The organism is Agrobacterium sp. B1(2019) (assembly GCF_008274755.1).
Taxonomy (GTDB): Bacteria; Pseudomonadota; Alphaproteobacteria; order Rhizobiales; family Rhizobiaceae; genus Agrobacterium; species Agrobacterium salinitolerans.
Genome location: NZ_VTPB01000001.1, coordinates 398,524 through 421,505, shown reverse-complemented (window position 1 = coordinate 421,505; position 22,982 = coordinate 398,524). Strand labels below are relative to the sequence as shown.

The 22,982-nt window shown below is 61.2% G+C and carries 22 protein-coding genes; 13 read left to right on the top strand and 9 right to left on the bottom strand.

The features are described from left to right. Positions 1–143 precede the first annotated feature (143 nt). On the bottom strand, positions 144–1,019 hold the full coding sequence (locus AGR1_RS02080) for a phosphodiesterase (RefSeq protein ID WP_149146051.1): 876 nt from the start codon (positions 1,017–1,019) through the stop codon (positions 144–146). A gap of 235 nt (positions 1,020–1,254) precedes the next feature. Here AGR1_RS02080 and AGR1_RS02075 point away from each other — a divergent pair, with 235 nt between their 5' ends. Continuing rightward, positions 1,255–1,740, top strand: coding sequence for a tRNA (cytidine(34)-2'-O)-methyltransferase (locus AGR1_RS02075; RefSeq protein ID WP_149146050.1), 486 nt, complete (start codon positions 1,255–1,257; stop codon positions 1,738–1,740). A gap of 174 nt (positions 1,741–1,914) precedes the next feature. After that, entirely contained in the window at positions 1,915–3,567 is a 1,653-nt protein-coding gene (locus AGR1_RS02070) for a Na/Pi cotransporter family protein (protein WP_149146049.1), read from the top strand. Positions 3,568–3,580: 13 nt separating this feature from the next. On the opposite strand, the gene AGR1_RS02065 is transcribed toward AGR1_RS02070, so the two are convergent. Then, positions 3,581–3,856: a hypothetical protein gene (locus AGR1_RS02065; protein ID WP_080790104.1), complete on the bottom strand. Its 276-nt coding sequence runs from the start codon at positions 3,854–3,856 to the stop codon at positions 3,581–3,583. Positions 3,857–3,985: 129 nt separating this feature from the next. Between AGR1_RS02065 and hemF the strand changes: the two genes are divergently transcribed. The 3 genes from hemF to AGR1_RS02050 all read left to right on the top strand — a co-directional run bounded on the left by hemF (position 3,986) and on the right by AGR1_RS02050 (position 5,704). Next, positions 3,986–4,897 carry an oxygen-dependent coproporphyrinogen oxidase gene (hemF, locus tag AGR1_RS02060; RefSeq protein WP_080790102.1) on the top strand — a complete coding sequence of 304 codons (912 nt, stop codon included), beginning with the start codon at positions 3,986–3,988 and terminating at the stop codon, positions 4,895–4,897. Between the two features lie 123 nt (positions 4,898–5,020). Next, a complete protein-coding gene (locus tag AGR1_RS02055) occupies positions 5,021–5,290 on the top strand; it encodes a hypothetical protein (RefSeq protein WP_149146048.1) in 270 nt (89 codons plus the stop codon). Positions 5,291–5,518: 228 nt separating this feature from the next. After that, positions 5,519–5,704: a DUF1059 domain-containing protein gene (locus AGR1_RS02050; protein WP_004442982.1), complete on the top strand. Its 186-nt coding sequence runs from the start codon at positions 5,519–5,521 to the stop codon at positions 5,702–5,704. A 26-nt stretch (positions 5,705–5,730) separates the two neighbouring features. Here AGR1_RS02050 and AGR1_RS02045 read toward each other — a convergent pair whose 3' ends face one another. From AGR1_RS02045 to AGR1_RS02035, 3 genes are read right to left on the bottom strand one after another with little or no spacing between them, the layout of a single operon-like run. Next, positions 5,731–6,987, bottom strand: a complete 1,257-nt coding sequence (locus AGR1_RS02045) for a CCA tRNA nucleotidyltransferase (protein ID WP_149146047.1) — start codon at positions 6,985–6,987, stop codon at positions 5,731–5,733. After that, positions 6,984–7,616, bottom strand: coding sequence for a CoA pyrophosphatase (locus AGR1_RS02040; protein ID WP_080790097.1), 633 nt, complete (start codon positions 7,614–7,616; stop codon positions 6,984–6,986). Before AGR1_RS02040 ends, AGR1_RS02045 begins: the two co-directional genes overlap by 4 nt. Beyond that, the gene (locus AGR1_RS02035) at positions 7,613–8,242 is read right to left on the bottom strand and encodes a DUF1285 domain-containing protein (RefSeq protein ID WP_080790095.1); all 630 of its coding nucleotides are present in this window, start codon (positions 8,240–8,242) and stop codon (positions 7,613–7,615) included. Before AGR1_RS02035 ends, AGR1_RS02040 begins: the two co-directional genes overlap by 4 nt. 138 nt (positions 8,243–8,380) lie before the next feature. Here AGR1_RS02035 and AGR1_RS02030 point away from each other — a divergent pair, with 138 nt between their 5' ends. The 5 genes from AGR1_RS02030 (at position 8,381) to AGR1_RS02010 (ending at position 15,739) form a co-directional block, all read left to right on the top strand. Beyond that, the gene (locus AGR1_RS02030) at positions 8,381–9,391 is read left to right on the top strand and encodes a MoxR family ATPase (RefSeq protein ID WP_080790094.1); all 1,011 of its coding nucleotides are present in this window, start codon (positions 8,381–8,383) and stop codon (positions 9,389–9,391) included. Between the two features lie 38 nt (positions 9,392–9,429). Continuing rightward, complete coding sequence (locus tag AGR1_RS02025; protein ID WP_080790092.1) at positions 9,430–10,344, top strand: DUF58 domain-containing protein; 915 nt, start codon at positions 9,430–9,432, stop codon at positions 10,342–10,344. After that, on the top strand, positions 10,341–13,151 hold the full coding sequence (locus AGR1_RS02020) for a DUF4159 domain-containing protein (protein WP_149146046.1): 2,811 nt from the start codon (positions 10,341–10,343) through the stop codon (positions 13,149–13,151). The genes AGR1_RS02025 and AGR1_RS02020 overlap by 4 nt, the downstream gene beginning before the upstream one ends. A 1-nt stretch (position 13,152) precedes the next feature. Beyond that, entirely contained in the window at positions 13,153–15,237 is a 2,085-nt protein-coding gene (locus AGR1_RS02015) for a hypothetical protein (protein WP_080790089.1), read from the top strand. Between the two features lie 88 nt (positions 15,238–15,325). Beyond that, entirely contained in the window at positions 15,326–15,739 is a 414-nt protein-coding gene (locus AGR1_RS02010) for a GNAT family N-acetyltransferase (protein ID WP_149146045.1), read from the top strand. Positions 15,740–15,757: 18 nt separating this feature from the next. On the opposite strand, the gene AGR1_RS02005 is transcribed toward AGR1_RS02010, so the two are convergent. After that, positions 15,758–16,711, bottom strand: coding sequence for a LysR substrate-binding domain-containing protein (locus AGR1_RS02005; protein ID WP_149146044.1), 954 nt, complete (start codon positions 16,709–16,711; stop codon positions 15,758–15,760). A gap of 87 nt (positions 16,712–16,798) precedes the next feature. Between AGR1_RS02005 and AGR1_RS02000 the strand changes: the two genes are divergently transcribed. Beyond that, complete coding sequence (locus AGR1_RS02000) at positions 16,799–17,764, top strand: MBL fold metallo-hydrolase (RefSeq protein WP_149146043.1); 966 nt, start codon at positions 16,799–16,801, stop codon at positions 17,762–17,764. Between the two features lie 59 nt (positions 17,765–17,823). Here the strand turns inward: AGR1_RS02000 and AGR1_RS01995 are convergent, their stop codons facing one another. Further along, positions 17,824–19,137: an MFS transporter gene (locus AGR1_RS01995; RefSeq protein ID WP_149146042.1), complete on the bottom strand. Its 1,314-nt coding sequence runs from the start codon at positions 19,135–19,137 to the stop codon at positions 17,824–17,826. A gap of 303 nt (positions 19,138–19,440) precedes the next feature. Next, positions 19,441–20,010, bottom strand: a complete 570-nt coding sequence (locus AGR1_RS01990) for an N-acetyltransferase (RefSeq protein WP_149146041.1) — start codon at positions 20,008–20,010, stop codon at positions 19,441–19,443. A 295-nt stretch (positions 20,011–20,305) separates the two neighbouring features. On the opposite strand from AGR1_RS01990, the gene AGR1_RS01985 reads away from it, so the two are divergent. Next, positions 20,306–21,298 carry a glutathione S-transferase family protein gene (locus tag AGR1_RS01985; protein WP_149146040.1) on the top strand — a complete coding sequence of 331 codons (993 nt, stop codon included), beginning with the start codon at positions 20,306–20,308 and terminating at the stop codon, positions 21,296–21,298. Between the two features lie 15 nt (positions 21,299–21,313). On the opposite strand, the gene AGR1_RS01980 is transcribed toward AGR1_RS01985, so the two are convergent. Continuing rightward, on the bottom strand, positions 21,314–21,805 hold the full coding sequence (locus AGR1_RS01980; RefSeq protein WP_149146039.1) for an NUDIX domain-containing protein: 492 nt from the start codon (positions 21,803–21,805) through the stop codon (positions 21,314–21,316). A gap of 66 nt (positions 21,806–21,871) precedes the next feature. Here AGR1_RS01980 and AGR1_RS01975 point away from each other — a divergent pair, with 66 nt between their 5' ends. Further along, a complete protein-coding gene (locus AGR1_RS01975; RefSeq protein ID WP_080790074.1) occupies positions 21,872–22,837 on the top strand; it encodes a metallophosphoesterase in 966 nt (321 codons plus the stop codon). Positions 22,838–22,982 lie beyond the last annotated feature (145 nt).

Sequence of the window (22,982 nt, the reverse complement as noted above, 5' to 3'; positions counted from 1 at the left end):
ATGGCCTTGTAGCGCAAAAATTAAGCAATGACCAGCCGGAAAGACAGCGACGCGCGCGAAAACTCAAGATTGTGGCAAGTAGCGCAAATGGGGCGGATTTACCCGCAAAGGTTTCCACCCGCGGTCCGCCGTGGAGCGTCGCCTTATTCGGCTGCGTCCTGCGCCTGGCCACTCTCATATTCCGTGATCAGTTCGGCCATGCCCGCCTGAGTATGGCGTTTCAATTCCCGGCGATCGCTGGGCTGTGGCGCGAAAGTGACGGTGAGGCCCGTGTCCCTTATCGTGCCGATGGCGAAAGATGCACCTGACAACATGCGCACGCCCTCATGCAGCCACAGCGGATCGGTGGCGAAATGCTGACCGATGCCGACGACCACGGGAATGCCCTGCCATTGCGACACGCGGTCGTAATGGATATGGCCCGCCAGAATACCGATAACATCGTGTTCGAACAGCACCTCGTCCAGCGCCTCGGTATCGTCAAAGGACAACGATTCCCATTCCGCCTCAGGACGGTCGAAATCGAGTGCAGGCGCATGGTGCATCACCAGCAGCTTCGGCAGGTCTGGATGGTTTTCAAGTTCCTCCTCCAGCCATTCGATCTGGCCGGGTTCGAAAGCGCCACCGACCTTGCCCGAAACGCTGGTGTCCAGGACGATGATGTGGATACCGGCTATCACCTCAGCATGGTCATAGGGCTCGTCCAGACCCTCATGGCGGTCGAACATGACAGGGTAAAACCCGTCGCGGCGGTCATGATTGCCGAGTGCGAAGAGCACCGGCACATCCAACTCGGCTTCGTCCATCAGGCGCTTGAGTTCTTCATAGCTGCCGGCATCGCCCCGGTTGGTCAGATCGCCGCTGACGACGATGAATTCCGGCGGCGGCACCAGCGCCTTGATCTGTGCGAGTGTGGCAGACAGGGTGGCCGAGGTTTCGGAATAAAGATCATCATCCTGCACCTGCGGATTGCCCACATGCAGATCGGTCAGATGGACGAAATTCACCCGGTCGGACATGGCTTTTTTCCCGTTTTGCTGCGCACAGAAATCCGAAGAGAAACCGCCCTTAGGCGCTTCCAGATCTTTTGATTTATCTGACGACAGGTTGGTTATTGGGTAACCTGCCTATGTGTCATGCGAATGAACATCCGCCGGGCAATGACCCTAAAAGGGGACTTTTCACTGCCGCATCTGTCACAGGCCATTCACCCGTGATAATCGGTCCGACATTGCCGAATGCGAAGAGAAAACCATGCCCGACACTTTGCCCAAAACAGGGCCCGAAATCAGGATCGCCCTCTACCAGCCCGATATTCCCGGCAATACCGGCACGATCCTGCGGCTGGCCGCCTGTCTTGGCCTTAGTGTCGACATCATCGAGCCGGCCGGCTTTGATATTTCCGACCGTAATCTGAAACGGGCGGGCATGGACTACATTGCGGCGGCGGCGCTGACGCGCCATGTCAGCTGGGACCGTTTCGAGGAATGGCGGGCAACCACCGGCCGCCGCCTCGTTCTTGCCTCCACCAAAGCCGCCCTGCCCTATACGAACATCGTGTATCACGCCGATGACATCCTGCTTTTCGGCCGTGAAAGCGCTGGCGTGCCTGATCATGTTCATGACAGGGCGGATGCGCGAATCATCATCCCGATGATGGCCGGACAACGCTCCATCAACGTCGCCATGTCGGTGGCAATGGTCGCCGGCGAGGCCTTGCGCCAGACGGCGTGGTCCTGACCTGCCATCTTTGCAGCCAATTTTTCAGGCAAACATGAAAATTGACCGTTTTTACTGCGGAACTGTCGCAACCCGGCCTATACCGAACGCGTTCACGCTCCTATACTGATTAGCCGGACAATAAAAAATCGCTCTCGCCGGAACCATCCGCCGGCGGGTGTGAGGAGACGTCGCATGCAATCCACCATTGTCATCGTCAACCTTCTCGGCGCCGTCGCACTGTTGCTCTTCGGCCTTGCCCAGGTGAAGGACGGCGTAACCCGTGCTTTCGGCATGAAACTGCGAAGCGTGCTGGCCACCGGCACCCAGAATGGTCCCCGTTCCTTCTTTTCCGGCTTCTTCGCCACAGTCGCTCTGCAAAGCTCGACGGCGACCGCACTCACCGTGGCCTCCTTTGCAGAGCGTGACCTCATCAAGCCACGCATGGCGCAGGTGGTATTGCTCGGCGCCAATGTCGGTACCGCCGTTACCGCATGGATCGTCGCGGCGGGGGTGGAATGGCTGTCGCCGCTGCTGATCCTTGCCGGCATTATTCTGAAAAAGGGCAGTTCGAATGCCCGGCAGGGCGGCGGAACAGCGGTTATCGGCATCGGCCTGATGCTTCTGTCGCTGCATCTTCTGAGCGGCGCGACCGAACCGATGCGCGCTTCGCCGGCGCTTGGCGTTTTCATCGGCCTGCTGGATGGCGCATGGCCCGTTGCGCTGATCTTTTCCGCGGTGCTGGCCTTCGTCTCTTCGTCCAGCCTCGCCGTCGTGGTGCTCATTCTGTCATTGGCCGCCACCGGCACGCTATCCACCGGCCTGATCATCGTTCTCATTCTCGGCGCTAACCTCGGCGGCGCCATTCCACCAGTCATCGCCACGCTTTCCGGCCCCGCCTCGGCACGGCGCATCACCATCGGCAATCTTGTCGTGCGCACCATCGGCTGCCTGATTGCGATGCCGCTCGCCTCCTATGGCGCAACCTATCTACAGCAATTGCCGCTTTCGCCCGCCAAATTGCCCGTCGACGCCCACCTGATCTTCAATGTCATCCTTGCGGCGCTGGCCTGGCCCTTCTCCGGCCTGATTTCCGACCTGATGACAAAGCTGGTGCCGGGCGATCCGAAAGCCGAGGACGGCCCGAATTTTCTCGACCAGCAGGCGCTGGATATGCCGGTCGTTGCGCTTGCCAATGCCACCCGTGAGGTCTTAAGCGTCGGCGACAGCATCGAGCGGATGCTGATCCGCGCCGAAAACGCCTTCAAGCACAATGATCTGGCCCCACTTCAGGAAGTGTCCCTGCTTGAAAGCAAGGTCGACCGCCGCCAGCAGGAGGTGAAGGTCTATCTTTCCCAGCTGGGCCGCAAAGGGTTGACCGACGAGGAAGCGCGTCGTTCGATCGCCATCATCGATTATGCCATCAACCTCGAACATATCGGCGATATCATCGAAAAGGGCATCTGCGAGCAGATCCGCAAGAAGGTGCTGAACAGCTTCAAATTTTCCGATGACGGTTATGAGGAGCTGAAGACCCTGTTCGACATGACCATCGAGAACCTGCGCGCCGCCCAGAGCATTCTGGTAACCGGCGATTTCGAGCTCGCCCGCCGGCTGATGGAAAGCAAGGTGGATATACGCCGCCTCGAAAAACAATCCTCCAACCGCCATCTGGAGCGGCTGCGCGACGGGCTGGCGGAAAGCATGCAGACCAGCTCGCTGCATCTCGACATGCTGCGCGACCTCAAACGCATCAACGCCCATATCGTGACGGTGGCGCATCCCATTCTCGATGAAAGCGGCGTGCTGACCGAAAGCCGCCTGCGTTACGCCGAACCGCGCGCCTGAGAATTTCTAAAATTCAATCGGCCGAAGGCAAACGCCGCATGGTGAATTCGATGCGGTCGCCTTCCAGCTGCCGCCAGCTTTCCACTTCCGTCCAATAGGCGGCCTTGGGAAAGCTGTCGAACCATTCGCGAGCCTTGGCGCGGGCCTCCTCGCGCCCAAGACAGAAGGTCTGGCGCACGAACATGCCGTCACGCTTTTGCTCACCGCCGGCGCTTTCGCGTTCCCTGCGGTGATTGGCGATCCTGCGCTTCAGCCCATCAAGGGGCGGCGGTCCGGCAAATTTCGTCATGATATTCACCTCTGGCACCTACATCGATAAAGATAGTGTCCGCATGTGAACTTGGCGAGTCGAATTTGTGCATGAAGCCGGCACCTGCTAGACGCGACAGGGAATCGACTTCATCGCAGGAGATAAGACATGGAACGGCCAATCTTGCCGAAGGGCTTGCCCGAGGACATTGAAGACAAGAAGGCCGTTGCCCAGGCGTGGTTCCAGCACCTGCGCGACACCATCGTCACCTCCTTCGAAACGCTCGAAAACGACCTCGCCGGCCCCTTGTCCGATCAGGAGCCTGGCCGCTTCGTGCAGAAGGACTGGCTGCGCGACAATGGTGAAGGCGGCGGCGGCAAGATGTCGATGATGGAAGGCCGCGTCTTCGAAAAGGTCGGCGTCCACACCTCCACCGTCTATGGCGAATTCTCGCCGGAATTCCGCAAGCAGATACCGGGTGCGGAAGAAGACCCGCAGTTCTGGGCGTCGGGTATTTCGCTCATCGCCCATCCGGTCAACCCTCATGTGCCGGCCGTGCACATGAACACCCGCATGGTCGTCACCACCAGCCACTGGTTCGGCGGCGGCGCCGATCTGACGCCGGTGCTGGGACGCAGACGGACGCAGGAAGATCCGGACAGTCAGCTTTTCCATCGCGCCTTCGAAATCACCTGCAATCGCCATCCGGTCGCCGATTATCCACGCTACAAAACGTGGTGCGACGAGTATTTTTTCCTGAAGCACCGCAATGAAGCCCGCGGCATCGGCGGCATCTTTTTCGACTGGCTGCACGCGCAGGAGGAAAATGGCGGCTGGGACGCCAATTTCGCCTTCGTGCAGGATGTCGGCCGCGCCTTCAATCTGGTCTATCCGAAAATCGTCCGCGCCAATTTCAACCAGAACTGGACGGAAGCGGACCGCGACGAGCAGCTTATCCGTCGGGGCCGTTATGTGGAATTCAACCTGCTTTACGATCGCGGCACGATCTTTGGCCTCAAGACCGGAGGCAACGTCGAATCGATCCTGTCCTCCCTGCCGCCGGTGGTGCGCTGGCCCTAAAGAACCTCACATAAATTTGACGCTCATCAACCATTTCGTCGCAAATAGCGCAAATTAGGACTTATGGAAAAATCAAGGCAATGATAGTCTCCTCCTCGCAGACGTACTGGAGGAGCTATCGTCATGATTACTTCGAACAGCATGCCTATCTCTGCTTCCCCCGAGGGAGGCCAGCAATCCATCGATACCCCGGAATTGATCGACCGTCTGGCAGCGGAAATGCGCGCCACGGGTGATCGCGAACTGCCGCATTCCTTTTATGTCGAACAGGTAAAACGCTCCCTTGCCGGACAAAACACGGCGCGGCGGGCGGACAATGACGAAATGCCTCGTACAAAAATTCCGGCAGCTGGCACATCCTCTGTTTTCCAGTGCTGGGCGATGCCCGAATAGGGGCTTGAATAAGGTCGAGGGACACCGCTGTGGAACATAAGCGGTGAACTTTCGTTTCTTGTTGGAGGGACAGCAGGCAATTGAATTGCTGTCCCTCACTCTCGCACATTCTCCCTGTCGAAAATCGATTCCGGTTTTCGACAGGGAGAATGTGCAGACTCAAGATGTTAGAGCGTCCTTTATGCGTTCGAACGGACGCATGGCGCTCTAAAACAGGGAGGCAAGACCATGAGACTGTTTGAATGTGGAACGCTCGTGCCCGGCTGCGCCTGGCACACCCGCGCAGACGACGATGCCGAAGTCGTGCGCCGAACCGTTGAACATATGCGCTCGGCCCATGGCGAAACCGTTATCCGCGAAAATATGATCGAAAACATCAAGGCGCGCATCCGCGACGAAGCGAATGCGGCGTAAGCCGAAACGCCGCCACTATTGCGGCTTCAATTCTCCAGCATATCTTTCAGCCGGGCGGTCAGCGCTGCCCGGTCCAGCGAGAAATTGACGTCGATCCACTTTTCCTCGAGGCTTTTCAGCACTTCGCCCACCTTCGGGCCGGCCTCGACGCCCGCTGCCATCACATCCGCGCCGCTCAGCGGAAAGCCCGGTTTGTGGAATTTTTCCGCCCGCGCCAGCAAAGTCGAAAGCCGCGCCACTTTCCGCATGGCCGTGTCGCCAGCCGAAAGATCGGCGCGGGCCGAAGCAAGCGCCAGTTTCAGCCGCGTCTTCACGCCCTCCACACCCTGGCGATATAGCAGCCGGTCGAGCGCCGTCTCCTTCAACTCAGGGTCAGCCGCCGGAGCCGAGGCCCAGTGGTTAAGATAAGCCGCTTCGGCTTTCGACAGCCGGAGGCGCGCGGCAAGGGCAGCCAGCCTGTCCCTGTCCGGCGGCACGATGGCGGCAAGCCGCAGCATCGGGTCCACCGCCCAGCCGAGAGCCTGCTCCGTTGCCACCAGTCCATGAATGGCGTCGATGCCCCATTTTTCCGTTTCGGGAAGAATTTCCGCCAGAACGCCCGATTGCCGCATCCACAAAAGGGCGCGGGACGGATCGCGGGCGGAAAGCAGCTTTTTCATTTCGCTCCACACCCGCTCGGCCGAAAGGGTGCCCAGCTTGTCCTTGGCCCGCGCGCTTGCCCGCAAGCCGTCCGCATCCGGGCGGCCGGAACCGTAATGGGCAAAAAAGCGGAAAAACCGGAGAATCCGCAGATAATCTTCCGAAATCCGCATCGCCGCATCGCCGATGAAACGCACTGTGCCGGTCTCGATATCGGGAAGACCATCGACAAGGTCGATAATCTCGCCCTTTTCATCGGCATAGAGGGCATTGATGGTGAGGTCGCGCCGCTCGGCGTCGGTCTGCCAGTCGGTGCCGAAGGCCACCTGTGCGTGGCGGCCATTGGTTTCGACATCGCGGCGCAACGTCGTCACCTCGAAACCTTCGCCATCGATCACCAGCGTTACGGTGCCGTGCTCGATGCCGGTCGGCACCGCCTTGATGCCCACAGCCTTCGCCCGCTCCACCACCACGTCCGGAGTGAGCGTCGTCGCCATGTCGACATCGACCACCGGCAGGTCCATCAGCGCATTGCGCACTGCACCGCCGACGATCCGCACCTCGCCGCCATCGGCATTCAGAAGTGTAAAGATGCGCTTCAGCGCCGGTTTTTGAAACCAGTCCCGCCCGGCAAGGCTGCTCATGAATAAAACCTCTCGTAAATCGTCCTGACGATGCCCGCCGTAATGCCCCAAATGTAGCGTTCGCCATAGGGCATTTCATAGAAAAACCGCTCCTTCCCCTGAAACATGCGGCTGCCGCGCCCATGGTTCGCCGGGTCCATCAGGAATGACAGCGGCACCTCGAACACCTCGTCCACTTCCGCTGGATTGAGCGTCAGGTCGAAGCCGGGGCGGACGATCGACAGCACCGGCTTGATGCGGAAACCCGTGCCTGAAATATAATCCGGCAGGCGCCCGACCGTTTCCACGAACGACCGCGACAGGCCGATTTCCTCTTCCGTCTCGCGTAGCGCCGCCTCTTCCGGTGTGCGGTCCTCGGCATCGATGCCGCCGCCCGGAAATGAAATCTGGCCGGAATGTTTGCGCAGGGTGGCCGTGCGCTGGGTGAAGATCACCCGCGCATCGTTGCCATCGTCAATGACCGGAACCAGCACGGCGGCATCCTTCAGCCTGATGCCATTTCCAGACAGCACCACGCCGGGATTGAGCACATGGTCGCCATGCTCCCGTTCCGCCACGCCCTCGCCTTCCTGCAGCACCCGGCAGCGGAAATCGGCGGCGGTAAAAGTCCTGAATGCCATTGTCGTCATTGCGAAAGCCGTTCCAGTTCCTTGGCGGGCGTCATGGCAAAAGTCACCCCGCCCGAGCGTACCGCAAACATGTCGACGCCATCCACGTCGATCACCTCGCCAAGTGCGACGAGATCATACATCACCGCCCGCGACACCAGCGCTTCAAGCCGGCCACGCACCAGAAGATAGGGCTTCAATTCCCGGTTTTCACCGAAAACCTCGAACCGCAGCGGATGCTCCGGCCCCGCCTCCACCACGTCGCCGACATTGGTGCGGAAGGTCAGCAACGGCCCGCCGCTGTCCCCACCCGCCGTCACCTTCATTTCCACGGCGACGAAGGGAGCATCCACCACCCGGATGCCGACTTTTTCCACAGGAGTTACGAGGTAAGTCTTGCCGTCCTCGTCCTTGCGCAAAACCGTGGAAAACAGCCGCACCAGCGGCGCTCTGCCAATGGGCGTGCCGAGGTAGAACCAGGTGCCGTCGGCGCGGATTTCCATGTCGAGATCGCCGCAAAAGGGCGGATTCCAGCGCTCCACCGGGGCCGGCCCGCGCTTCGCATCGCCGGTTTGCTCAGAGGCACGCGAAATCATCGCCGCCAGTCCCGCCGCATCGCCTGCCGAATTTATCGTCTCCGCTGCCATATTCGAGTCTCGCTTTGCCGATAAGGAAATACTAAGTCACGACATAGTCATTCGAATGGCGCTTGTCAGCGGCCAAGAGAGCAATAAGCTGTAAGCGGGCCGATATAGGCCCGGTGGCGAAGGTATGAGGAGAGCGACATGGGCGTGATGAATACCGGCGAAACCCTTGATGAAAAGGCCATCGTCGCTGCGGCCGAAAAGGCGCTTTCCGACATTGCGGCCATCCGCACGGAGGTCTCCAAAGTCATTTTCGGCCAGGAAAAAGTGGTGCAGAACACGCTTCTCGCCATCCTCTCGGGCGGCCACGCGCTGCTCGTCGGCGTTCCCGGCCTCGCCAAGACCAAGCTCGTCACCACGCTCGGCACCGTAATCGGCCTCGATGCCAATCGCATCCAGTTCACACCGGACCTGATGCCGTCAGATATTCTCGGCTCCGAAGTCATGGATCAGGACGAGAACGGTCGCCGTTCATTCCGCTTCATCAAGGGTCCGATTTTCGGCCAGTTGCTGATGGCCGACGAAATCAACCGCGCCAGCCCGCGCACGCAGTCCGCCCTTTTGCAGGCCATGCAGGAATATCACATCACCATGGCCGGCCAGACCTATGAGCTGCCGAAGCCGTTCCACGTTCTCGCCACACAGAACCCGCTGGAACAGGAAGGCACCTATCCGCTGCCCGAAGCCCAGCTCGACCGCTTCCTGCTTCAGGTCGATGTCGGTTATCCCGAACTGGCAGCCGAACGCCAGATCCTGCTCGACACGACAGGCGCCGCCTCGGGCGAAGCGCGCGGCGTGATCGATGCCGGGCGTCTGATGGAAATCCAGTCCCTGATCCGCCAGATGCCGGTCAGCGACAAGGTGGTGGATGCGATCCTTTCGCTCGTCCGCTCCGCCCGCCCCGGCCATGGCAACAAATTGACCGACAAGCACGTTGCCTGGGGACCGGGTCCGCGCGCCGGCCAATCGCTGATGCTGACGGCCCGCGCCCGTGCTCTTTACGAAGGCCGGCTCGCGCCGTCGCTGGACGATATCCATGCGCTGGCTGAACCGGTGCTGGAACACCGCATGGCGCTGACCTTTGCGGCCCGCGCCGAAGGCATGTCGGTACGCGATGTCATCGCGGCGCTTGTGGAGCAGGCGAAAAACTGAACGCATCCCAGGCCTAAATTTTCGCGAAAGGACGGCATGTGGCATCCATCGGCCAGATCGTAGACAAGACGCCGGGTAGCGAAGTTCTGGCGCGTGCACGCCAGCGCGCGGCCCTGGTGCCGGACTGCATGGTCGAGGCAAAGCGCATCGCCAACACCGTCATCGCCGGCTGGCACGGCCGCCGCAAGCGCGGCATCGGCGAAAATTTCTGGCAGTTCCGCCCCTATGCCGAAGGCGAGAGCCTGTCACGCATCGACTGGCGGCGCTCGGCCCGCGACGACCACACCTATGTGCGCGACCGGGAATGGGAAGCGGCCCACACCATCTGGCTTTGGGCCGACATGTCGCCGTCTATGATGTTCAAATCCACCCTCGGCTCTGTCTCAAAGGAAAGCCGGGCGCTGGTGCTGATGCTGGCGCTTGCGGAAATCCTTGCGCGCTCGGGTGAGCGCATCGGTTGCCCTGGCATCATGGAACCTGTGTCGGCCAGAAACGCCGCTGAACGGCTGGCCGCCGCCATCATGCACGCGCCGCTGACCACTGGCATGCCGGAAACGGGCATGATCCGCGGCGCGAGCGACATCGTGCTGATCGGTGATTTTCTCGATGATGCACAGACCGTGATGGAGCGTATTTCGCCGCTCGCGCGGCGTGGCCTGCGCGGTCACGTGGTGGAAATTGCCGATCCGGCCGAAGAGACTTTTCCCTATTCCGGCCGCACCGAATTCACCGATCCGGAAACCGGTGAAAAACTGGTTTCCGGCCGTGCCGAAACCATTCGCGAGGATTACACCCGCGCCTATCTCGCAAGACGTGAGGCTCTGTCCTCCTCGTTGCGCCGTCTCGGCTGGAACTTCGTGTTCCACCGCACCGATCATCTCGCCTCCGAGGCGCTCGTCGCCGTTCACATGTATCTTTCCGGCGCGCCGGCACAGGGCGGTGGCCGTCGATGAGCGCATTGCCTTTCGTCTTCACCAGCCCCTATATCCTCTTCGGCCTGTTGGCGCTGCCCGCCATCTGGTGGCTGCTGCGACTCACGCCGCCGCGCCCCAAGGCGGAAGTGTTTCCGCCGCTGAAGATATTAGCGACAGTGCTGAAACGCGAAGAAACGCCCTCGAAAAGCCCGTGGTGGCTGACCCTCTTGCGCATGGCGCTCGCCGCCGCCGTGATTTTCGCGCTCGCCGATCCGGTGGTGAACCCGCGCAACAACAGCATTGCCGGCAGCGGCCCGCTGGTGCTGGTGGTCGACAACAGCTGGGCCTCCGCGCCAGACTGGGAAAGACGCGTTGCAACCGCTGAGGCCCTGATCGGCGATGCGGAACGGGCCGACCGCCCCGTCTCCATCAGCTTGACTGCCGATGCAGAACATGACGCCGTACCGGGAACGGCAGGCGTTGCTCTGGAGAAACTCGCCGCAGCGAAGCCGAAGCCGCTCGTGCCGGACCGCGTGCGCACGGCAGAAGCCATCACAGAGGCGCTGAATGGCATGACCCCCGGCACGCTCGCTTATATCGCCGATGGCGTTCAAACCGCGCAGGATGAAAGCGCACTGAGGACGCTCGCCAGCCTCTCACCCGCCGAATTCCGCATTGTGAAGGGCGACGGCAAGGCGATCACCGCCATTACCGGCGCCAGCAACAATGCCGATGCCATGAGCGTCATACTGTCACGGCTCGACACGGCCGAAGCCGCCCGGCTGACCGTCAATGCGCAGGACAGCCAGGGCCGCATTCTCGCCAACGGCATCGCGAACTTCGCGCCCGGCGCGGCCGAAACCACGGCGACGGTGGAAGCGCCCTTCGAACTGCGCAACGATTTCGCCCGCCTCTCCCTCGAAGGTGTTTCGACGGCAGGTGCCGTGCATCTTCTGGATGACGGTTTCCGCCGCCGTCGCGTGGCGCTGCTGGCCGGCGAAACCGGCAATGATTTCCAGCCGCTGCTACAACCGCTTTATTATATCAGCCGCGCGCTTCAGCCGTTTGCCGATCTCATCCCCCAGCGGCAGGCCGATCTGGCGCAGGCGATCCCGGAAATCCTGCAATCCAACCCCTCCGTCATCGTCATGGCCGATATCGGCCGCCTGCCGCAGGAAACCTATGAGCCGATGCAGAAATGGCTTGCGGGCGGCGGCACGCTGATCCGCTTCGCCGGGCCGCGCCTTGCCGCAGCCCCGGCCGACGATCCGCTGGTGCCTGTAACACTCAGACAGGGCGAACGCGCGCTTGGCGGCGCGCTCTCCTGGGCCGAGCCGCAGCCGCTGGCCGATTTCCCGAATTTCGGCGCCTTTGCCGGCATGCCGAAGGCCGATGGCGTTCTCGTCAAGCGTCAGGTTCTGGCCGAACCGACACCGGATCTGGCTGAGCGCACATGGGCAAGCCTTGGCGATGGCACGCCGCTCGTCACTACGCGCAATGTCGAGGCCGGCCGCATCGTGCTCTTCCATGTCAGCGCCGAGGCAAGCTGGTCCGACCTGCCGATCTCAGGCCATTTCGTCGATATGCTGCGCCGTATCGTGCAATTGTCGAAGGCGGGCGGCGCTTCCGCCAACGCAAACGCCCCAGCCGCGGCCCTACCCCCGTTCCGGCTGCTGACGGCCGAAGGCGCGCTATCCGCCGAAATCGGCACTGCCCGGCCGCTGGAAATGCGCGCGGGCCAGCCTCCGCGTACCGGTTTTGACAATCCCCCCGGCCTTTACGGTACAGAGGATGGTTTCGTGGCTCTCAATCTTTTAGCCGCAGGCGCCACGCTTCGCCCGCTCGATACGGCGGTCGCCGGTGTCAACACCACCAGCGAAGCCCTGATCGGCGAAACGGCGAAATCCCTGCGCCCGGCCCTCTTCATCGCCGCCTTCCTGATGTTGATCGCCGATAGCCTGATCGTGCTCTTCATGAACGGCGCCTTCGCCCGCCTGCCGAAAGCCCGCAGCGCGACAGTTGCCACAATGCTGCTGGCGCTCGGCACCTTTGCCGCCATGGCGCCAAACGATGCCCGCGCCGACGACCCCAAACCCGGCGACGAGCAGATATTCGAGCGGTTGGACACCACCCATCTCGCTTATGTCCGCACCGGCGAAGACGATGTCGACCGCATTTCCGAACAGGGTTTGCAGGGTTTGAGCGAATTCCTGACCTGGCGCACGACGCTGGAACCCGGCCAGCCTGTTGGACTCGACATCTCCAAGGATGAATTGTCCTTTTATCCCATCATCTACTGGCCGGTTTCGGCCTCCGCCCCGATGCCGTCTAGCGCTGCTATATCGCGCATCGATGCGTATATGCGTGCCGGTGGCACTGTTCTGTTCGATACGCGCGACCAGTTTTCTTCGCTCGACACCGGCGCTACCAGCCCTAACGGCGAACGCCTGCAGGCAATCCTCGCCAATATCGACATTCCGCCGCTGGAGCCAGTGCCGGAAGACCATGTTCTGACGCGCTCCTTCTACCTGCTCACCAATTTCCCCGGCCGTTACAACGGCTCGCCGCTCTGGGTGGAATCGCGACAGGGAGCGGCGAAGACCACCTCCGGTCTCTCCTCCTCCGGCGATGGCGTGACGCCGATCATGATAACGGGCAATGATTTCGCTGGCGCCTGGGCCGTCGACGCGCAGGGCGCTCCGGTTCTGCCCACTGTGCCGCCAGACGAATTGCAGCGCGAACATGCCTTCCGCTCCGGCGTCAACATCATGATGTATATGCTGACCGGCAACTACAAGGCCGATCAGGTCCATGTTCCGGCACTTCTCGAACGGTTGGGGCAGTGACATGACATTGACCTTCGCCCCCTTCCTGCCGTGGATCGTGATTGCCGTTCTGGCGGTCGTCGCCCTTCTCCTCTCCTTCATCGGCCTGTGGCGTGGCGTGCGCGGCGCATGGCTGCGCGGGCTGGCGCTCGCCGCTTTGCTTGCGGCCATCGCCAATCCGCTTCTGACGCAGGAGGAGCGCGAGCCGCTCTCCACCATCGTCCCCGTTATCGTCGACCGCTCACAGAGTCAGGATGTGCAGGACCGGCCGCAAATGACGGACACCGCCCTGAATGCGCTGAAAGACCGCCTGTCCCGTTTCCCGCGCATCGAGCCGCGCATCGTGGAAGTGCGTGACAATGGTGAGAGCGATTCACCCTCGACGCAGCTATTCTCCGCACTTTCCTCCGCCGTTTCGGATGTCTCGCCATCCCGCGTCGGTGGCGCAATCTTCCTCAGCGACGGCCAGATTCACGATATTCCGAATGCCCTGCCCAATGCCGAACAGGCGCTGGGATTCCGCGCTCCCGTGCATGGGCTGATCACCGGCAAGGCCGATGAGTTCGACCGCCGTATCGAGATCGTCCGCGCCCCGCGCTTCGGCATCGTCAACGAGGAACAACAGCTGACCTTGCGCGTCTTCGATGACGGACGCCCCGCCGGCGGCGGCGCTGCGGAAGTGACGGTGAAGATGAACGGTGAGGAAATCGCGACGCTTCAGGCGACACCCGGCCAGCCGACACCATTCAGTTTCAAGGTTCCGCGCGGCGGCAACAATGTCATGGAATTTTCCGTCGCCGAGCTTCCCGGCGAAGTGACGGCCGCGAATAACCGCGCCGTTCACCTGATCGAAGGCATCCGCCAGAACCTGCGCGTGCTGCTCGTCTCCGGCGAACCGCATGCCGGCGAACGGGCGTGGCGCAACCTCCTGAAATCCGACGCCTCGGTCGATCTGGTGCATTTCACCATTTTGCGCCCGCCGGAAAAGCAGGACGGCACGCCGATCAACGAACTCTCGCTGATCGCCTTCCCCACCCGCGAGCTGTTCGTCGAAAAGATCGAGGATTTCGACCTCATCATCTTCGACCGTTACCAGCATCGCGGTGTGCTACCGATCCTCTATTACGATTACATCGCCCAATATGTCGAAAAGGGCGGCGCGCTGCTGATCGCCGCCGGTCCGGAACATGCCGGGCAGGATTCGATCGCCATGACACCGCTCGCCTCCGTGCTGCCGGCGCAGCCGACCGGGCAGGTGCATCAGGCCGCCTTTTATCCGCGCCTTTCGGAAGCGGGCAAGAAACACCCCGTCACCCGTGGGCTGGATGGATCTGGCGCCGAGCCGCCGCAATGGGGCCGCTGGTTCCGCACCATCAGCGTCGACCCGCCGCAGGGCCAGACGGTAATGCTGGGCGACGGGCAGGACCCGCTCTTGGTGCTGAACCGCCAGGGCGAAGGCCGTGTTGCGATGCTGCTGTCGGATCAGGGCTGGCTCTGGGCGCGTGGTTACGAAGGCGGCGGCCCGCATGTGGCGCTTTACCGCCGCATAGCCCACTGGCTGATGAAGGAGCCCGAGCTTGAGGAAGAGGCTCTGACGGCGCGTGCCAATGGCCGCACCTTGCAGATCACCCGCCAGACCATCGGCGACGATCCCGGTCAGGCAAGCGTGCGTTTCCCTTCCGGCAAGACGGAGAACATGGCCTTCACCAGCACCGAGCCCGGTCTTTACAAAATCGAGCGCCGCATGGATGAAACCGGCCTGTTCGAGATCAAGAACGGCGATTTCACCACCCTTGTCCATGTCGGTGCAGTGGACGCGCCCGAATTCAAGGCAATGATTTCAACGACCGAAACGCTGAAACCGCTGGCCGACGCCACGAAGGGCAGCGTACACCGTGTGGCCGATAATTCCGGCCGCATCGCCCTTCCCGATATATTGCCCGTCCGGGGTGATATCAGGGTTGCCGATGAGGATCGCATGCTGATACGCATGACGGATGAGACGGTGCTGAAAGGCGTCAACACCCTGCCGCTCTTTGCCGGTTTTGCCGGGCTTGGCGCGTTGCTGCTTGCCTTCTCCGCGTTGTGGTGGCGTGAGGGCCGGTAAGGGCGTTTCCAGCGCAGAGCTTAAGACGATTCACGTCTCGGAACGGAAAAGGGAAACGGCTGCCGCCCGGCGGCTCGGGAAGATGAACATGAATTTCGTTTTGAGCGATGTCGCGGATGCAGAGGCCGAAAAGGCCATTCGCGATCCGCTGGTGGCCTATAATCTCGCCCGTTTCGGTGAAAGCGACAAACGCGAACTCAACATCACCATTCGCGACGACGAAAACATCGTCACCGGCGGTCTGGTGGGCCACACCGCTCGCGGCTGGCTTTACGTCCAGCTTCTTTTCGTGCCGGAAACCATGCGCGGCCAGGGCATAGGCCCGAAGCTTCTTGAGATGGCGGAGGCGGAAGCCAGAAAACGCGGCTGCATAGGCGCCTATATCGACACGATGAACCCGGATGCCCTGAGAACCTACGAACGCTACGGTTTTATCAGGATCGGCTCGCTCGGCCCCCTTTCCAGCGGCCAGTCGATCATCTGGCTGGAGAAGCGCTTCTAGAGTATCCGCTAAGCGCCTTTAGGCGGCGATCCCCGATACCCCACCGTCGACCGTTCGGCCCATGGCCTCGCGGATTTGCTGGCGAAGCCACACGGCTCCGGCATCCGCGTCAGTCTGCAATGTCCAGACCATGGCGACGGGAGGGAAACTGAGCGTCACCGGCACGGGGCTTATTTCCAGCCCCAGCATTGGCGCATAACGAAGGGCGATGCGTGAAGAGACGGTCGCCAGCACCGCCGAGGATCGCGCCGTCGCCAGAACCGAGAGGAAATCCGGCGCAGCCGCAACGACATCGATTTCCAAGCCGCTCAGTTCCAGTGCATCCTTGATGCAGCCATGCAGACTGTCCGTCTGCGATATGACCGCATGTTTGGCCTCGATATAGGCGTCCAGTCTCACGGGATTGGGCAGATCGAGCAAAGCCGGGTTGAAGCAACAGAGCACGCTGGAGGAATAAAGCGGCTCGCAATGGTGGCGCTGCTCCTTCGAATAGGTGCATCCGACAGCCATGTCGATCACGCCCGTATCCAGCATCGCCGTGATCTCCTGCTCCTGCCCGCTGCGGGCCAGAATGCGGATGCCGGGCGCGATTTCGCGCAGCCGCGCCGTCAGATCCGGCAAAAGCAACAGTTCCACCTCGCTCGACATGCCGAGCCGGAAGGTACGGCGCTCGGTGGCCGGATCGAACACATCCGCCGTCAGCACCGCGGCCTGCGCCTGCCTGAGCGCCTGCCGCACCGGGCCGGCCAGATTGAGCGCCCGCGCCGTCGGCTTCATCTCCTGCCCCACGCGGATGAAAAGCTCGTCCTGAAACAGCGTCCGCAGGGTGGAGAGATTATGGCTCATCGCCGGCTGCTGGATTTTCAGCCGCCGCGCGGCGCGCGTAACGTTCATTTCCTCCATTATCGCATCGAAAGCGATGAGAAGGTTGAGGTCGAAGGAACGGAGATTGAAATGATCGATAGTTTGCATAAGTCACATCGATTTGATTGCTGACCTGTCTACACTTAGCTGGAGTGCGGAAAGTTTCAAGACATTCCCTCAACCTAGGAGCCCCCAATGCCGTCACGTCGCTCACTTCTAAAAGGCGCCGCCAGCGCCATCTTCGCCGCGCCTTTTGTTGCACCCGCCGTCGCATTCGCCAAGGCGCCCCTTGCCGCCACACAGGCCCCCGGCTTTCATCGGCTGATGGTCGGCAAGGCGGAAGTCACCGCCCTCTCGGACGGAGTCATCGCGCTGCCACTCGCCAAGATTTACACAAACACCACACCGGAACACGCCTCGAAGGTCTTAAAGGACGCCTTCCTGCCGGAAGAGACGCCTACCTCAGTCAATGCATTTCTCGTCAACACCGGAGAAAGGCTGGTGCTGATTGACGCCGGTACCGGCGCTTATCTCGGCCCGTCGCTCGGAAGGCTCGTCGCCAATATCGAGGCCTCCGGTTATAAAACCGCGGATATAGATGACGTTGTCCTCACCCACATCCATACCGACCACTCCGGCGGGCTATCGGCCGATGGCAAACGTGTCTTTGCCAATGCGACCCTGCACGTCAACGAGCGCGAAGCCGCCTTCTGGCTCGATGCGGCAAAGGCCAAGGCGGCCCCCGAAGCGCTGAAGAAGGGTTATGCCGAAGCGAAGGAGAGCATCCAGCCCTATATCGATGCCGGCAAGTTCGAGACATTCGGTGACAATGCCGCACCGGTTCCGGGCCTTGGTTCTATCCTTTACGCCGGCCACACGCCCGGTCACAGCGCTATTGTTCTCGAAAGCGACGGCGAGAAGATCGTTTTCTGGGGCGATATCACCCATGGCGATATCCTCCAGTTCGATGAGCCAGATGTGGCGATCGAGTTTGACGTCGACCAGAAGGCCGCCGTCGCGGCGCGTGATCTGGCGTTCCGGCAGGCGGTGGAAGGCAGATATCTGGTAGCTGGCGCGCATATCGCCTTCCCCGGTATCGGCCATGTGCGCACCGACAGCACCAATTACGATTGGCTGCCGGTCAATTATACGGCGCTCTAAGGGGCGAAACAGCCTGGCCTGATCCTCAACGGGTCAGGCCTTTGCGCGGGAACGACGCGTCAGGTCAGCGCCACCTGCCGCGTTTCCGCATTGATCATCGTCGCTGCAATGGCGGCAAGCACCAGCAGGCCGGCAAAAATGCCGATTGCGACCCCAAAACCCTGAGCAATTGCATAACCGAGCAGAGACGGCGCCAGCAGACCGCCGAGCCTTGCCATGGCGCCGGCAGCCCCCATGCCGGTCGCCCGCGATTCCGTCGGGTAAAGCTCCGGTGTAAAGGCATAAAGCGCACCCCAGGTGCCGAGAAGGGCAAAACTCATGATCAGCAACGAAGCGGCGATCATCGCGCTGCCGGTGGCAAGCGTGAAGAGAAGGCAACCGAGGGCGGAAAGCAGGCAGAAGCCGATCAGTGTCGGCTTTCGGCCCCATTTTTCAACGCCATAGGCGGCAAGGGCATAACCGGGAATCTGCGCCAGCGCCACCAGCACCAGAAACCCGTAACCGCGCACGAAACCGAAACCGTCACCCGCCAGTTTCGCCGGCATCCAGGTGAAGACGCCGTAATAGGAAACAGAGACGAGGAACCAGATCGCAAGGATCATGAGGCTGCGCTGCCTGAGCGCCGGTGAAAATATCCCCTGGCCCTTAGCCACATCAGGCTGGAAAAGCGCCGTCCCGGCATCGAGCGGCGCGCGCCCATTCGTGACTAGCATGCGGTTGACGACGGCCTTGGCTTCCTCCAATCGCCCGCTGCGCAACAGGTAAAGCGGCGATTCCGGCACCAGAAAACGTAAGCTCAGACCCAGAACGGCGGGGAACGCCGTCACGGCAAAAATGTAACGCCAGGCGTCGGCGACACCGGCAAGGCTCGCGCCCCAGGCCGCCAGCGCCACGATCAGCGTGCCGACAGCCCAGAAACCCTCCAGAAAGACCAGCCAGCGTCCCCGGTTCTTCGCGGGCAGGAACTCGGCCATCATTGCATAATCCACCGGCAGCGTGCCGCCCACGGCAGCGCCGGTGAGAAAACGCAGGATGAGCAGAATAGTGAAATCGGGAGCGAACACCGAAAGCACACCGAACAGCGCATCGCAGGCCACGGTGACGATCAGCACACGGCGACGCCCGTAACGATCCGCCAGCCGCCCGAAACCGGCAGCACCAAGCAGCATGCCGAAAAAGAACGCCGTGCCGGTCTGCAGCGCCTGCGGCACCGTCAGCCCGAAGGTTGCGGCAATCGAGGCGGCGGTGAAGCCGACGGCGAGAACCTGCATGGCGTCCGCGGCCCAGACGAGGCCGAATATGCCCATCAGCCGCTGCTGATAGGCGCCTGCGCCCGCGCGCTCCAGCGCATCGTTCATGGTGATAGCCGTCATGCCCCGCCCCTTTTGCAGAAATCGACTTTGACTTGCTATCGTATAGGGGAAAGAAACGGAATTGAATTCTGTGGAGGGTTTGCACGGTTGGAACGAAATGCACGCCGCAACTTAGGCGAGCCCCTGCGCTCCACCCTCATCCCTGTGCTTGTCACAGGGATCCAGCCAGCCCAAGTCCTTGGGCTTAAAAGACTTCTCCTGCCGCGCAGACGCACGCCGACTAGATTCCCGTGACAAGCACCGGAATGCGGGAAGACAGAAGCACTGGCTAGAAAAGGCAAAACTGCTTTGCAGAAAACCCCCTCAGCCGTAAACCCTGAGCGGCTCCTCAAAACCCTCATCTGCCGCCATGGCGGCCGGCATAACGGCCTGGCAATTGCGCCAGCCGATCTTGCCCTTCAGCCGCTGGTGCACGTCGTCGCCAACCGGCACGACCAGCACCCGGCTCGGGTCCACCGGTCCCGGAAAATCGAGCGCCGCATAAGCGACCTTCTCGAAACCGAGCGGCATGTAATAGGGCGGATCGCCGATTAGGATCACGGCTTCGGAGCCCTTGCGCCGGGCAGCGGCAATGGCGATCCGGACGAGTTCCCGGCCGATGCCCTTGTTCTTGTGCGAGGGCCGAACGGCAAGGGGTCCGAGCATATGGCCCTTCACTCCACCGGCCAGAACCGGTGTCATGCGCACCGAAGCAATGGTTTCGCCATCATCGGCACAGACGAAGGACAGCGACCGGTCATGCGGACCCTGCTCGCGAATGCGGGCCGCGGCGCGTGTATGCCGACCGGGACCGAATGCTTCTTCGTTGATGACGTCGATGATGGCGTCGTGCGACGCGTCCTCGGTGAGGTAGACAAGATCGTGCTTGGACATGAAGAGACCGAAACTTCCAGAATACGGATGCGACAATAGATGACGGCTGCGCCGGTAAGGGCGTTCAGGAGCGTCAGCGTCGTCGGAGCATCCGTAGTTCGATCATAGTCAGCAATTTCCTCAGAATTGTGAAAATTGCAGTTATCAGGAAAATAACGGCCCGTCCAGAACAAATCGCTACGCCGTGCCATTCCCGCTATGCGAGGCGGAAACGCATTGTTCAATACCTTGCGGGTTCGCGCCTGCCCGTGAAACGGGTAGGATCGGCCACAAGGAAACAACCAAGGAGATCATCATGGGTATGCTCGTGGAAGGCGTATGGAAAGACGTCTGGTACGACACCAAGGAAACCAAGGGGCACTTTAAGCGCAGTGCCTCGCAATTCCGCAACTGGATCACAGCGGACGGCGCACCCGGCCCTTCCGGAGAAGGCGGGTTCGAGGCGGGGAAGGACCGTTACCACCTCTATGTCTCCCTCGCCTGCCCCTGGGCGCACCGCACCCTGATCTTCCGCAAGCTGAAAAAGCTGGAGGACCTGATTTCCGTCTCCGTCGTCGATCCGCTGATGCTGGAAAACGGCTGGGAATTCAAGCCTGAGGGCGAGCGCACACCGAGCGCGACCGAGGATCACCTCTTCGGCTCCTCGGCGCTCTGGCAGGTCTACACCAAAGCAGACCCCAAATATTCGGGGCGTGTCACCGTGCCAGTGCTGTGGGATAAAAAACGCGGTACCATCGTCTCCAATGAATCGGCGGAGATCATCCGCATGTTCAACGAGGCCTTCAACGATCTCACCGGCTCGCAGGCCGATTATTATCCCGAAGCACTGCGCTCGGAAATCGACGCACTGAACGAGGTAATCTACGACACCGTCAATAACGGTGTTTACAAAGCCGGTTTCGCCACCACGCAGGATGCCTATCAGCAGAACGCCGTGAAGGTATTCGAAACGCTGGATATGCTGGAGGACCGCCTGAAGGATCGACGTTTCCTGTTCGGTGCGGAGCAGACGGAAGCGGACTGGCGGCTATTTACCACGCTGGTGCGGTTCGATCCTGTCTATGTCGGCCATTTCAAATGCAACATCCGCCGCATCCACGACTATACGCACCTGACGGCTTATCTGCGCGATCTCTACCAGACGCCGGGCGTGCCCGAGACGGTCGATATGCGCCACATCAAGGAACATTATTACCGCAGCCACCGCACCATCAATCCGACCGGCATCGTGCCCGTTGGCCCGGAGCTGGACCTGACCATGGCGCATGGACGTGAGACACTCTCCTGACGGCAGCGATAGCCGTTACCAGTGATCGGCAACCGCCGCTTCGCCGGAAAGTTCGGCAAGGCGGCGGCGGGTGGCGGCTGTCACCCCTTCCGGCAGGTTTGAAAGGTCGAAAAAGCCGCTTTCCGCTATTTCGTGATCCGGCTTTTTCGGCCGGGTCTGGGTGACATCGAGCCGGTAAAGCGCGACGTGGTCGCGATTGCTGCCTTCCAGATTGAGATAGACATGGAAAAGCTCCGGCTTCGAGGAAGCCTCAAGATTGCCTTCCTCGCGAATTTCCTTGTGTAATGCCGCGAGCAGGGTTTCGCCGCGCTCCACCCCGCCGCCCGGCAGATACCAGCCGGGCAGATAGGTGTGCCGCACGAGAAAAATCCTGCCCTTTTCATCGTAGCAAGCGGCGCGCACGCCAAGGGTTGCACCGCGCGTGAACAGGAAGACGAAATGCAGAATGCGGATCAGCAGGCGCGTGTGGAACGGGCGGGCGTCCCGCCGCATTGTCTCATCACTCACTCTGGTTTCTCCCCGTCGGCAGGCTTTTGTTGGACGTGTGGCATATCATAGGTTATCTCTCCCCCCATGTTCAAACTTGCGCATATTTCAGACGTCCATTTGGGGCCTTTGCCGAAACTCACTTTCCGGGAACTTGCATCGAAACGGATCACCGGTTTCGTCAACTGGCATCGCAACCGCCGCAAGCATCTCTTCACCGATACGCTGGAAAAGCTGCTCGACGATCTCGAGACAAAATCGCCGGATCATCTGGCTATCACCGGCGATCTCGTCAATCTTGCGACCGGCATCGAAATCCGCGCAGCCGCCGACTGGCTGGAGGAGGTGGGCGATCCCGAAAGGACCTCCGTCGTCCCCGGCAATCATGACGCCTATGTGTCCGGCGCGCACGACAAGGCCATGCACGCCTGGTATCCTTACGTCCGCGGTGATGGCGATCCGCCGGAATGGGACGATGACCGCAAGATTTTTCCCTATATGCGCGTGCGCGGCCCCGTGGCGCTGATCGGCTGCTCCACCTCGATTGCGACACCGCCCTTTTCAGCCACCGGTTATTTCGGCAATCGCCAGGCCCGCGCCACCGCGGAACTTTTGAAAAAAGCCGGGGAACAGGGGCTGTTTCGCGTGGTAATGATCCATCACCCGCCGATCCGGGGAGCCACTGCCGCTCACAAACGCATGTTCGGCGTCCGCCGTTTTGCAGCGGCGCTGGGCGTCGGCGGCGCGGAACTTGTGCTGCATGGGCATACGCATTTGAATACGGTTTATTGGCTGAATACGCATCACGGGGAAGACCACATCCCGGTCGTCGGCATTTCCTCCGCCAGCCAGGGACCGGGCGGGGAAAAACCGCGCGCGGCCTATAATCTCTTCCACATTTCCGGGGGGGCCGGCGCGTGGAACGTTACCTGCGAACGGCATAGTCTTGATGAGACCGGGACGGGTGTGGCGCTGGAGGATGTGCGGGTGTTTTATGAGAATGGTAGGCCGTTGGGCTTTTCGCGTCCTGCGGAGCAGAGTCCGAAGGAGTAAAGCGACGTAGGGTGGGTTTACCCCCCTCTGCCCTGCCGGGCATCTCCCCCTCAAGGGGGGAGATCGGCAAGGAGCGCTACCACCGCTTCATTTTCAAATGTGGAGATGGCCGAGACCTGACCGCGAGTCGATCTCCCCCCTTGTG

Bases quoted from the DNA above. Each gene is read 5' to 3' on its own strand.
- AGR1_RS01975 (WP_080790074.1), top strand. From the start codon at position 21,872: ATGTTCAAACTTGCGCATATTTCAGACGTCCATTTGGGGCCTTTGCCG.
- AGR1_RS02000 (WP_149146043.1), top strand. From the start codon at position 16,799: ATGCCGTCACGTCGCTCACTTCTAAAAGGCGCCGCCAGCGCCATCTTC.
- AGR1_RS01990 (WP_149146041.1), bottom strand. From the start codon at position 20,010: ATGTCCAAGCACGATCTTGTCTACCTCACCGAGGACGCGTCGCACGAC.
- AGR1_RS02070 (WP_149146049.1), top strand. From the start codon at position 1,915: ATGCAATCCACCATTGTCATCGTCAACCTTCTCGGCGCCGTCGCACTG.
- AGR1_RS02040 (WP_080790097.1), bottom strand. From the start codon at position 7,616: ATGACGACAATGGCATTCAGGACTTTTACCGCCGCCGATTTCCGCTGC.
- AGR1_RS01985 (WP_149146040.1), top strand. From the start codon at position 20,306: ATGGGTATGCTCGTGGAAGGCGTATGGAAAGACGTCTGGTACGACACC.
- AGR1_RS02050 (WP_004442982.1), top strand. From the start codon at position 5,519: ATGAGACTGTTTGAATGTGGAACGCTCGTGCCCGGCTGCGCCTGGCAC.
- AGR1_RS02030 (WP_080790094.1), top strand. From the start codon at position 8,381: ATGGGCGTGATGAATACCGGCGAAACCCTTGATGAAAAGGCCATCGTC.
- AGR1_RS02045 (WP_149146047.1), bottom strand. From the start codon at position 6,987: ATGAGCAGCCTTGCCGGGCGGGACTGGTTTCAAAAACCGGCGCTGAAG.
- AGR1_RS02055 (WP_149146048.1), top strand. From the start codon at position 5,021: ATGATTACTTCGAACAGCATGCCTATCTCTGCTTCCCCCGAGGGAGGC.
- AGR1_RS02010 (WP_149146045.1), top strand. From the start codon at position 15,326: ATGAATTTCGTTTTGAGCGATGTCGCGGATGCAGAGGCCGAAAAGGCC.
- AGR1_RS02020 (WP_149146046.1), top strand. From the start codon at position 10,341: ATGAGCGCATTGCCTTTCGTCTTCACCAGCCCCTATATCCTCTTCGGC.
- AGR1_RS02075 (WP_149146050.1), top strand. From the start codon at position 1,255: ATGCCCGACACTTTGCCCAAAACAGGGCCCGAAATCAGGATCGCCCTC.
- AGR1_RS02035 (WP_080790095.1), bottom strand. From the start codon at position 8,242: ATGGCAGCGGAGACGATAAATTCGGCAGGCGATGCGGCGGGACTGGCG.
- AGR1_RS02065 (WP_080790104.1), bottom strand. From the start codon at position 3,856: ATGACGAAATTTGCCGGACCGCCGCCCCTTGATGGGCTGAAGCGCAGG.
- AGR1_RS02005 (WP_149146044.1), bottom strand. From the start codon at position 16,711: ATGCAAACTATCGATCATTTCAATCTCCGTTCCTTCGACCTCAACCTT.
- AGR1_RS02080 (WP_149146051.1), bottom strand. From the start codon at position 1,019: ATGTCCGACCGGGTGAATTTCGTCCATCTGACCGATCTGCATGTGGGC.
- AGR1_RS01995 (WP_149146042.1), bottom strand. From the start codon at position 19,137: ATGACGGCTATCACCATGAACGATGCGCTGGAGCGCGCGGGCGCAGGC.
- hemF (WP_080790102.1), top strand. From the start codon at position 3,986: ATGGAACGGCCAATCTTGCCGAAGGGCTTGCCCGAGGACATTGAAGAC.
- AGR1_RS02015 (WP_080790089.1), top strand. From the start codon at position 13,153: ATGACATTGACCTTCGCCCCCTTCCTGCCGTGGATCGTGATTGCCGTT.